Source organism: Bacteroidota bacterium (genome assembly GCA_025059945.1).
Taxonomy (GTDB): Bacteria; Bacteroidota; Rhodothermia; order JANXDC01; family JANXDC01; genus JANXDC01.
This window is the reverse complement of the sequence record JANXDC010000013.1, coordinates 1-3,394: the sequence shown is the minus strand read 5'-3', so window position 1 is coordinate 3,394 and position 3,394 is coordinate 1. Positions and strand designations below refer to the sequence as shown.

At 62.7% G+C, this 3,394-nt stretch carries 5 protein-coding genes; 1 reads left to right on the top strand and 4 read right to left on the bottom strand.

The genetic code is table 11. From position 1 onward, the window contains the following. From NZ993_07890 to NZ993_07875, 4 genes are all read right to left on the bottom strand, one after another. Window positions 1–684, bottom strand: a 684-nt coding sequence (locus NZ993_07890; GenBank protein MCS7155711.1) for a carotenoid biosynthesis protein, incomplete at its 3' end; no start/stop codon positions are given. Beyond that, entirely contained in the window at window positions 685–1,230 is a 546-nt protein-coding gene (locus NZ993_07885; protein ID MCS7155710.1) for a hypothetical protein, read from the bottom strand. A gap of 63 nt (window positions 1,231–1,293) precedes the next feature. Next, window positions 1,294–2,229: a phytoene/squalene synthase family protein gene (locus NZ993_07880; protein ID MCS7155709.1), complete on the bottom strand. Its 936-nt coding sequence runs from the start codon at window positions 2,227–2,229 to the stop codon at window positions 1,294–1,296. A 6-nt stretch (window positions 2,230–2,235) separates the two neighbouring features. Next, window positions 2,236–3,069, bottom strand: a complete 834-nt coding sequence (locus NZ993_07875; GenBank protein ID MCS7155708.1) for a helix-turn-helix domain-containing protein — start codon at window positions 3,067–3,069, stop codon at window positions 2,236–2,238. Window positions 3,070–3,220: 151 nt separating this feature from the next. On the opposite strand from NZ993_07875, the gene NZ993_07870 reads away from it, so the two are divergent. Next, window positions 3,221–3,394: DUF523 domain-containing protein (locus tag NZ993_07870; protein MCS7155707.1), on the top strand; the 174-nt coding region annotated here is incomplete at its 3' end.

Here is a 3,394-nt window from a genome sequence, read left to right as displayed (position 1 = left end):
AGCTGCCCCTAAAACAACAGCGGCCCAATAGCCCTTGGCGATGCCAACCAAAGCACAGAGCCCCAACAGCACTCCCGCCAGCCCCCAAAGCCACGGCCGCTCCGATATAGGCAGCCCCAAAAGGCCAACGGAGCGCCACAGAAGTGCCGAAAGCAGCGCGCCTAGAACCCCCCAGCTCACATAGTTCTGCAGCGGCACCGAGTCTGACTCCCAGACCCAGTAGCGCTGCGCGTAGGCCGCCATGGGCTCTAAGAGCACGTCCACGCCTATGAGCAGAAGCCCCACGCGCAGGATGCGCTCTATAGGTCCCGTTTGAGGTAATCGCGCCTCAACCCAGGCCATGGCCAAAAGCAGCAGCGCAACCCAGGCCAGCGGGATCACCAGCGGAACGCCTACGAGCTCCGGCCAGAGCAGGCCCGTGTAGCGGTAGGCGCCAAACGGAAGACCCGTCCGCACCCCCAGCGCCTCCACAGCCCACGTCAAGCTCCAAGGGAGCAAGAGCGCCACCGCGGCCTTGGGCACCCGATAGAGGGCTCTTGCCACCACCGAGCCGGCCCAGAGAGCCAAAAACAGGCTCGAAGACCAGGGGAGCTGGTCCAGCATCCAGCCTGTCGTGAGCGCATACGCCGCAAAGGGGGCTAGCAAGAGCGGCAGAAGCGTAAGCCCGTGTAGCAGCGGAGGCATCTACAGCCGACTTTGCAATCGCTCCAGGAACCCCTCCACCATGGCGATGAGCCGCTCCCGAACGCGCTCGCGCAGGAAGCGTTCGCCTACGACGGGGGCAAGCCAATGCACGCTTGTGAGGCTTGGACGCACAAGGCGCATCCGAAACTCTAGCTCCAGGCTCACCTCCTGCGCAGAGGGCCTGCGCAGCTGTGCGCGGCACTCCAGCCAATCCGGGTCGGCATCCGAGACCGAGCGCCAGATTGCCAGCGAATCCCCCTGCGTCATTAGCTGCACCCGGAACCGGTTGCGCTGCGGCGCAGCTAGCGGCACGGCCGTCTCCGTCTCCCAAAGCCAAACCCCCGGCGCAACCTGCTGCACGCGCTGCAACCCGGGCATGAGCCCCGGAAACCGCATCGGATCGGCCACCTCGCGCAGGATCGCCTCCGGGGAGGCCGTCCACTTGCGCTTCGCGCGATAGGAGACCTCGATGCGGATCGGCTCTGCCGGGTGGCTTTCCGAGGGAACCCCCAGGAGCAGCCAGGCCGTCAGGACTAAGGACTTCATGAGAACAGCATAAGCGCGATAAGGAGCGCAAACCGCAGCCAACGCATGGCTTCCCCCTGAAAGTTATTTCAGTTGCAGGCCTCCGTAAAAATCCCACGCGCTCCAGCCGACTATGCCCCAACCGGGACGTTTCAGTGCCGCCTGGGCGCCCAGCACGACTTTTCTGCCCAGTCGTACGAAGGCGCGTCTTCGAAAGACATCGTATCCGGCGCGTTCAATCTCATCCAGTATGCCGGCGTAAAGCCGGCTCATAATGCGGGTGCAGATGCGCCCCTGTCGGCTCTGGAGCAGGGGGATACCCCCCCAGGCGCGCCGGTAATAGGCGCGGGCGCGTTCCACCTCAAAAGCCATGAGCGCACGGAAAGCCTCGTTTACGACGCCCCGGGCGAGCTCCGCCTCCGTGTACCCATAGGCTTCGAGCTCCTCTTGCGGCAAGTAAATGCGCCCAAGCCGGTAATCCTCGGGGATATCCCGCAGGATGTTCGTCAGCTGCATGGCCACGCCCATGTCCACCGCTCGGCCCAGCGCCTCGGGGCTTCGGTAGCCGAACACGTGACAGAGCATGAGCCCCACAACGGAGGCGACCCGGTAGCAATAGTCATAAAGCTCCTGAAAGGTCTCATAGCGCTTTTTTTCTACGTCCATCTGCACCCCGTCCAGAAGCTCCTCAAAAAGCTGAGGCGGGATGCCGAAGGAGCGCACCGTATCCTGCAGCGCGGCAAACCAAGGTTGATGGCCCTCCGCGGAAGAGGTGTCTTTGCGCAGGGCGCGCACAGCGCGGCGAAAGCCTTCTAGCTCCTCCTGTACCAAACGAGGGTCGGCCCCCAGTTTGGCGCGGTCTACCACGTCATCGGCAAGCCGACAGAAACCATAAATCGCATACGCCGCGCGCCGCAGACGGGGGCCTAAGACGTGAGAGGCGAAATAAAAGGTGCGGGCATGCTCGCGCGTAATGGCCCGGCAGATCGCATAGGAGGCGGCTAGGGCGGAACGAGTCACAATCGATCACCCCGACTTTACGGCGTCCTGAAGTTCCCGAAGTCTCTTATAGACCCCATCTACAAGCTGCAATGCGACCCAGGCGGGATCAGCCGATCGGCCTCCGGCAAGCACCCGCACGCCTAGGCGCTGAGCCTGAAGGCTTATGCTGCGCAGCACCCTATGGGCCCTTTCAGGCTCTAGGGGGATCACGAAGGCCAAGCAGAGCAGCTGCGGTTTGTGCTCGGAAAGCCAGCCAATTAGATCTCGCACTGGAGTGCGCGCCCCTAGGAAGTCCACCTGAAAGCCGGCCAGTTCAAGCAAGTGCGCCGCCATGAGCAGGCCCAGCGTATGTTCCTCTTGCTCTAAGGCGGCGCATACGGCGCGTCGAAGGCCTGCCGATGCGGGGCGCGTGAGCTGCCGAAACCCCTGAAGCGCTTCGCTAAGCGTGTTGGAGGCCAAATGCTCCTGGGCCACACTGAGAGATCCAGAGGCCCACTCTTGCCCGATGCGCTCCAGAACGGGGCTTATGAGCTCATCATAAAGGGCGGCTAGTTCGAGCCCAGAGCTGTACCAGCTATAAAGCTGCTCGCGCACCGCATCGGCGTTGCCCCATAGAAGCTGTCTATAGAGCCACTCCCGCAGCTGGTCCCAAGATCGCGGAAAACGGATGCGGGGTCTTCTGGTCAACAGCTGCTCGATCGGATATCCGTGCGCTTGCGCAAAGGCCAGCACGTCCTCCGGCCGGAACTTGCGATGCCCGCCCGGCGTGCGGATGCAGGGGATGCGCTGTGCGTCCGCCCAGCGTTTGATAGTCGTCTCCGTAACGCCCAGAAGCTGCGCTACCTCAACCGTGCTCAAATATGGGGGCTCTTCCCGCTGCACGTTTTGTACGTTTTGTACGATTCGTTCGAAAAATACCCTTGCGGTCCCGCAAAGTCAAGAGTGAGCATCGACCTTACCGGAACCGTATAGGTCATGATCCTCGTTTGCCCTCCGCCGGAGGACGTTGATGACACTAGAGCCCTTTCCCCGACCCCGCGTTTTGGTGAGCCGATGCCTGGAGTTCGACGCCGTGCGCTACAACGGCGAGCGCATCCCGGATCGGATCATCCGCGAGCTGATGCCGCACGTAGAATTTGTGCCCGTCTGTCCTGAAGTGGAGGTAGGGATGGGCGTGCCACGG

Excerpts from the sequence above, each read along its gene's own strand:
- NZ993_07885 (MCS7155710.1), bottom strand. The coding sequence starts at position 1,230 with ATGAAGTCCTTAGTCCTGACGGCCTGGCTGCTCCTGGGGGTTCCCTCG.